Source organism: Psychrosphaera sp. (assembly GCF_982872775.1).
In genome coordinates this window covers 21,437-28,364 of sequence record NZ_CEYNSH010000039.1, presented here as the reverse complement: position 1 = coordinate 28,364, position 6,928 = coordinate 21,437, and the positions used below count along the sequence as shown (strand labels likewise).

General features: G+C 42.6%; 6 protein-coding genes. 4 read left to right on the top strand and 2 right to left on the bottom strand.

Features of this window, described 5'->3' with window-relative positions; translation table 11 throughout:
• Positions 1 to 1,616: glucose-6-phosphate isomerase (gene pgi, locus AC4E96_RS11220; protein ID WP_490255878.1), on the bottom strand; the 1,616-nt coding region annotated here is incomplete at its 3' end.
• 116 nt (positions 1,617 to 1,732) lie between these two features.
• Positions 1,733 to 2,692 carry a transaldolase gene (tal, locus tag AC4E96_RS11215; protein ID WP_490255877.1) on the bottom strand — a complete coding sequence of 320 codons (960 nt, stop codon included), beginning with the start codon at positions 2,690 to 2,692 and terminating at the stop codon, positions 1,733 to 1,735.
• A 301-nt stretch (positions 2,693 to 2,993) separates the two neighbouring features.
• Here tal and AC4E96_RS11210 point away from each other — a divergent pair, with 301 nt between their 5' ends.
• The 4 genes from AC4E96_RS11210 to AC4E96_RS11195 all read left to right on the top strand — a co-directional run bounded on the left by AC4E96_RS11210 (position 2,994) and on the right by AC4E96_RS11195 (position 6,919).
• Positions 2,994 to 3,518: a DUF3429 domain-containing protein gene (locus AC4E96_RS11210; RefSeq protein ID WP_490255876.1), complete on the top strand. Its 525-nt coding sequence runs from the start codon at positions 2,994 to 2,996 to the stop codon at positions 3,516 to 3,518.
• Between the two features lie 13 nt (positions 3,519 to 3,531).
• Positions 3,532 to 4,320 carry a peroxide stress protein YaaA gene (yaaA, locus tag AC4E96_RS11205; RefSeq protein WP_490255875.1) on the top strand — a complete coding sequence of 263 codons (789 nt, stop codon included), beginning with the start codon at positions 3,532 to 3,534 and terminating at the stop codon, positions 4,318 to 4,320.
• Positions 4,321 to 4,351: 31 nt separating this feature from the next.
• The gene (locus AC4E96_RS11200; RefSeq protein ID WP_490255874.1) at positions 4,352 to 5,065 is read left to right on the top strand and encodes an SOS response-associated peptidase family protein; all 714 of its coding nucleotides are present in this window, start codon (positions 4,352 to 4,354) and stop codon (positions 5,063 to 5,065) included.
• 204 nt (positions 5,066 to 5,269) lie between these two features.
• A complete protein-coding gene (locus AC4E96_RS11195; RefSeq protein ID WP_488033444.1) occupies positions 5,270 to 6,919 on the top strand; it encodes an electron transfer flavoprotein-ubiquinone oxidoreductase in 1,650 nt (549 codons plus the stop codon).
• The last annotated feature ends 9 nt before the right edge of the window (positions 6,920 to 6,928 follow it).

Below are 6,928 nucleotides of genomic sequence, written 5' to 3'. Positions count from 1 at the left end.
CGTTTAAACAAATCAACCAGTTGAGAGGTTGAGCTGTCTAAGCTGTCGTTTGGCTTACCTTGCAGCGCATCGAGAACAGAGTTGCCTAAGACTTTGCCTAGCTCTACACCCCATTGGTCAAAGCTGTTCACTTGCCAAATAACACCTTGAACAAACACTTTGTGCTCGTATAGTGCAATAAGTCCACCGAGTTGTTTTGGTGACAATTCTTCCATTAACAACGTATTGGATGGTCGGTTACCCGGCATTAATTTGTGCCTTGCTAGGTCGCTTGCTTGTTTGGCGTCGATACCTTTGGCAATAAGCTTTTGTTCGATTTCTTCTGCGGTTTCACCTTGCATTAAAGCTTGCGTCTGAGCAAAACAGTTTGCCGCTAACATTTGGTGGTGCTCGGCATCGTCGTGGTTTGGCTTAACTGGCAGAATAAAGTCAGCAGGAATAACGGTGTTACCTTGGTGCATAAGCTGATGGAATGCGTGTTGCCCGTTGGTGCCTTCGCCACCCCAAATAATTGGACCAGTTGCATAGTCAATCGCTTGATTTTCAAGGTTGGTCGATTTGCCGTTTGATTCCATGTCTAACTGTTGAACATATGCAGGGAAACCACGTAAATAGTGGTTGTAAGGCAACAGGACATGAGCTTGGCAACCAAACATATTGCGATACCAAACCCCTAGTACGGCCATGATTACAGGGAGGTTATCTTCTAGTGGTGCTTGTTGGAAATGCTGATCCATTTCTTCTGCACCTTTGAGTAGTTGCTCAAAGTTGTCAAAGCCAATTGCCAAAGCAATAGGTAGACCAATGGCAGACCACAAAGAATAACGACCTCCGACCCAATCCCACATCGGGAAAATATTGTCTTTGTCGATACCAAACTCTGTTGCCTTAGCAATGTTGCTTGATACACACATAAAGTGTTTGGCGATATCGTCAAAAGACGCGCCTTGAGATAACAACCAATCCCTTGCTGTCTCGGTATTCTTTAACGTCTCTTGTGTCGTAAAAGACTTTGAGCTCATTACAACTAATGTCGTTTCAGCATCTAGTCCGCCAAGTACATCGTGAATGTGATGACCGTCAACGTTTGCCACATAATGAACACGTAATGCTTCTTTTTTATATGGCTTTAGCGCTTCCGTAACAATTTTAGGGCCTAAGAAAGAGCCACCAATGCCTATTGCAACCACATCAGTAAACGTTTTATTGGTGTAGCCTTTGAGAGAGCCATTGTGGACTCGAGCAACAAAGTCTTTGATTTTAGTTAATGTTGCATGAACTTCTGGCATTACGTTTTCACCGTCAACCATAACACTGTCCGTTGCTGGGCGACGTAACGCTGTGTGCAATACCGCTCGTTGCTCAGTAGTGTTAATGACTTCACCGGCGAACATTGCTGTACGTTGTTGTTCGATTTGGGCATCTTTGGCTAATTGGATAAGCGCTTTGTATGCGTCTTCATCGATAATGTTTTTTGAAAAATCGAGAGTAAAACCACAAGCGTTACGAGTATAAGTGGCTGCACGTTGAGGATCTGAAGCGAATAAATCTCGCATATGGACTGAAGATAAACGGTCGAAATGAGGGACGAGATTTTGCCAGTTTGGTGTGCTCATGCTGATTCCTTGATGACATTAAGCGGAAAAATAAAAAGGTGGCACAATGCCACCGATTTAATTTTAACTAAATTTTTGACGTTTAAAAACGCCTAGGACTATTTTAAGCCGATTAATTAGCTCGCCAACATGTCCGTTAATAGTTTTTCTAATTTTACTTGGTCTTTAGCAAAGTTACTGATGCCTTCGGCTAGCTTTTGAGTGGCCATTGGATCTTCATTGTGTTCCCAGCGGAACTGCGACTCTGTCATCTGTTCTGGCTTGTCTTTGATCTCACCATCAAATGCTAAAGCGCGAGGTAACGTTTGCTCGATAGAATCTAGTTCTTCTAATAACGCCGGTGCGATAGTTAAACGGTCACAGCCAGCAAGTGCCATGATTTCATCTGTGTTACGGAAGCTAGCGCCCATTACAACCGTGTTATAACCATGCTCTTTGTAGTATTGGTAGATACTGCGAACAGAGATAACGCCTGGATCTTCTTCACCTGTAAATGACTGCTTTTCGCCATTTGCTTTGTGCCAATCTAGAATGCGACCAACAAATGGTGAGATTAGATAAACACCGGCTTCCGCACACGCTCGTGCCTGAGCAAAGCTAAACAACAAAGTTAAGTTACAGTTAATACCTTGTTTTTCCAATTGCTCTGCAGCTTTAATACCTTCCCAAGTTGAAGCTATTTTGATCAAAACACGATCTTTAGAAATACCCGCTTGCTCGTATAGATCTATAAGACGCAGCGCTTTTGCAACGGTCTTTTCTGTATCAAAAGATAAGCGAGCATCAACTTCTGTTGAAATACGTCCGGGAATCAGCGCATTAATTTCTTTACCGATTAATACCGCAAGTTGGTCCGCTGCGTCTTCTAGTTGCTGTTCTGCATTGTCAGATTGTGCTTTAGCAAACTCGACGGCCTGTTCTAGATATACCTTGTATTCTGGGATTTGAGCCGCTTTTAATAATAACGAAGGGTTTGTTGTTGCATCGACTGGGCGAAACTTTTTAATTGCATCAATTTCACCTGTATCAGCTACAACGGTGGTCATTTCACGTAGTTGTTTTAAAACACTAGACATACTTAATTTCCTGAAAACTGATTGTGCCGAATTGGCGTATAACAAGCTTAAGACTTACTGATTTTGGCAAAATGGCTCGTTTTACGATCACTGCGCTTTGATATTTGCGAGTGTACCAACAGTATAGTTGGCTTTACGGCATAAGAATGATTTACACTTGCTGGTAAAGCTACAAAGAATGGGACGTTTATTCAAGCGCAAAGAGTAATTAAAATACATATTTTTGATAATACTTTGAGTACAACACCGCTTTGTTTGTAAAATTACCACATTATCGAGAATTCGATCACAAGAGGAATGAATGAGTAACGATACTAAACCATCCCAAAAGACGGTCATTAGCGAAAAAGAACACCTAAAAGAAAACATAGACCCGAACTTAAAAAGTACGGTTTATATGTTTAGTTTTGCTGGGCTTATTCCTTTTGTTTATCTGGCGTTAAGTGCATGGGTTCCACAGATTTATCTGTTCAGTCTTGATCCTGTCCATCACTTTCGATTGTACAGCGTAGTGATACTTAGCTTTTTGGCAGGGATGTTGTGGGTATATGGTTTAATCGCGCATAAACTTCATACCGCCGTCGAAATAAGAACTCGCACCCTCTTGTGGTCAGGTATCTTAATGAGTTTGTTGGGGTGGGGTAACTTGTTCATCGATGCCAAAGCCGCGCTCTTTGTCGGCGCCATGTTATTTTTGGTGGTGTGGCAAATAGAACAAAAGACAGAATTAGCTCGAAGCTACCCACTGTGGTTCGCGAACATGCGTGCTAGGCTTAGTATGACAGTTGCCATCTGTCACTTTATTATTTGGTTAACGATTTCTTAAGGGTTTTAATACTATGTTGTATGTGATTTCACCTGCTAAAAATTTGGATTATGAAACACCGGCTGTAACCGAAAAGTTTACCCAGCCTGAACTATTAGACGATGCTCAAGAGCTTGCTCAAGTGTGTAAGACATTGACGCCACAGGACTTAAGTTCCCTAATGCACATCAGTGACAAACTAGCGGGCTTAAATGCAGCTCGATTTGAAGAATGGCAACCAGAGTTCAACACTGAAAATGCAAAGCAAGCGGTATTGGCATTTAATGGTGACGTATACACAGGCCTAGAAGCAGAATCGTTTAGTGAGAAAGATTTCGACTACGCACAAGCACACTTAAGAATATTGTCAGGCCTATATGGATTATTAAAACCTTTAGATTTGATGATGCCTTATCGTTTGGAGATGGGGACCAAGCTTGAAAACCCACGTGGCGCAAACTTGTACCAGTTCTGGGGTGATATTATTACCAACAAACTCAATGAAGTAATCGACAGTGCTAATGCCAACAGTGACTCTCCTTACTTAGTTAACTTAGCGTCTACCGAGTACTTTAAATCGGTTAAGAAAAAGCAGCTCAATGCGACGATCATTACGCCAGCATTCAAAGATTGGAAGAATGGTCAGTACAAGATGATCAGCTTCTTTGCTAAAAAAGCACGAGGCATGATGGTTCAATATATGATCAAAAACAAAGTTGAAACCATGGACGACTTACTTAAGTTTAAAATGGATGGATACGAATACAACGCCGAGTTGTCAAAACCTGACGCGCCGTGTTTTACTCGTCGAGTTGAGGACTAACACCCGGTAAAAGTCTGGTTGAGGAGTGAATATGTGCGGTCGTCTTAATGTCATTGATGATGCCGGCGTTCAAGCTTTAATGAAACAGCTTAACATAGAACTTTGGCCAGATACTTTACTCGAGAGTCGCTTTATCAGAGCGACTCAACCCGTTTCGATTGTCCGAACCGTCTCGTTGGCAGATAACCCCAACGAGTTAAAAAGAGAGCTAATCAATGCGGACTGGTGGCTTCTACAGGAAAAAACAGAAACGGGTTTTAAACCTTCCAAATATACTTCATTTAACACTCGTTATGACAAGCTAAATGTGCCTAGAAGCGCAGGTTACAAACCCTTTCGCGAGACGCGCTGTATCATTCCTGCCAAAGGATTTGGTGAAACTGAGTTCGTCAATAAAAAACCACTGCATTATTTTGATATGACGGCCGAGACTAATGAAGCCATCGCGTTTGGCGGTTTATACAAACAATGGATTCATCCCAATACCGGGGAGTTCAAGCTGTCTTGTTCCGTTATTACTCTACCGCCGCACCCTAAAATTAAAGATATTCACTCCAAAGCCATGCCACTTATGCTGCCTCAAAAAGGCGGTTGGATGGATGCGTGGTTGGACCCAGCAACAGACCCTCAATCATTGATGCCGCTGATGAATCCTTCTTTGCCACAAAACCTCATTGCCCAACAAATCGATAAACCCAGTATGCATCAAGCCGTGGGCGACTCTTTTGTCATCGAAAGAGATTAAATTTATAAGTCAGTAACTTTCTAGTTGCTTACATTGAAGCTGATTGAAGTTTGCACTTGGTACTTTGCATTCACGCTACAACTCCGACCCTCTTGAAAAAAATGTAAATAAGGGTGGCTAGTCTTAGTCCCATGAGTAAAATAGGGCGTATAAAACTAAAAATACAGAATAAAAAATAGTAAAAGGGGACATGTTGTGGCTGAGATAGAAAGAGAATCAATGGACTTTGACGTTGTCATTGTCGGTGCCGGCCCAGCGGGATTATCTGCCGCAATTCGTTTAATGCAGCAAGCCGAAGCCAACGAACAAGAGCTAATGGTTTGTGTTGTAGAAAAAGGCTCAGAAGTAGGCGCACACGTACTATCTGGTGCCGTGCTTGATCCAAAAGCCTTAAACGAACTTATTCCAGATTGGAAAGAGCAAGGCGCACCACTGAGTGCAGCGGTCAGTCACGATGAAATTTATTACCTAACAGGTGAAACTGGCGCGAGTAAAGTACCAAGTTTTGCTTTCCCGAAAACCATGCACAACGAAGGCAACTACGTTGTTTCTATGGGTAACGTGTGTCGCTGGTTAGCCGAAAAAGCAGAAGCGATGGGCGTTGAAATCTTCCCTGGTTTCCCAGCTGCTGAAGCCTTATATGATGACCAAGGCCGTGTAGTTGGTATTCAAACTGGTGACATGGGCTTAGATGAAGAAGGTAACCCTAAAGACTCTTTCATGCCTGGTATGGAGCTTCGCGCCAAATACACGATTTTTGCTGAAGGTTGTCGCGGTCATTTAGGTAAGTCTCTAATCAACAAATACGAGCTTGATAAAGGCAAATCACCGCAGCATTACGGTCTAGGCTTCAAAGAGATTTGGGAAGTACCTGCCGAACAACACCAAGAAGGTTTGGTTGTCCACACAGCTGGGTGGCCAATGACAGACGGCGCGACTGGCGGTGGTTATTTATATCACGCAGACAACAACCAAGTCGTTTGCGGTTTGATTGTTGATCTTAATTATTCAAACCCTCACATGAGCCCGTTTGATGAGTTCCAACGTTTAAAACATCACCCAGTTTATGCGAAGCACTTAACAGGTGGTAAACGTATTGCCTATGGTGCACGTGCAATTACTAAAGGCGGCCTTAATTCATTGCCTAAAATGACGATGCCTGGTGGTTTCTTAGTTGGTTGTAATGCTGGTACGCTTAACTTCGCTAAAATCAAAGGTAATCACGCTGCAATGAAGTCTGCGATGATTGCGGCTGAAGTTATAAGTGAAGCATTAAAAGCAGGTGACGAAGGTCAAAGTGATTTGACCCAATACGAAGAAGCCTTCAAAGCGTCATGGCTGTATGACGAGTTGTACTCAACACGTAACTTTGGTCCAGCTATCCATAAGTTCGGTACGGTATTGGGCGGCGCGTACAATACTTTAGATCAGAACTTCTTTGGCGGTAAATTACCGTTTAACTTTAAAGATGAAACGCCTGATTACGCAAGTTTAAAACCTGCGTCTGAATGTAAAAAGATTGACTACCCTAAGCCAGACGGCCAGTTGAGTTTTGATAAGTTATCAAGTGTATTTTTGTCAAATACTAACCACGAAGAAGAGCAACCCGTTCACTTACGTCTAAAAGACAAAGCGATTCCATTGACTCAAAACTTACCTAAGTTTGATGAGCCTGCGCAGCGTTATTGTCCAGCCGGAGTATACGAGATTGTTGAAGAAGAAGCGGGACCTAAGTTCCAAATTAACAGCCAAAACTGTGTTCACTGTAAAACATGTGACATTAAAGACCCAGCTCAAAATATCACTTGGGTGACACCAGAAGGTGGTGGTGGTCCAAACTATCCAAACATGTAATATCGCGAC

Bases quoted from the DNA above. Each gene is read 5' to 3' on its own strand.
- tal (WP_490255877.1), bottom strand. From the start codon at position 2,692: ATGTCTAGTGTTTTAAAACAACTACGTGAAATGACCACCGTTGTAGCT.
- yaaA (WP_490255875.1), top strand. From the start codon at position 3,532: ATGTTGTATGTGATTTCACCTGCTAAAAATTTGGATTATGAAACACCG.
- AC4E96_RS11200 (WP_490255874.1), top strand. From the start codon at position 4,352: ATGTGCGGTCGTCTTAATGTCATTGATGATGCCGGCGTTCAAGCTTTA.
- AC4E96_RS11210 (WP_490255876.1), top strand. From the start codon at position 2,994: ATGAGTAACGATACTAAACCATCCCAAAAGACGGTCATTAGCGAAAAA.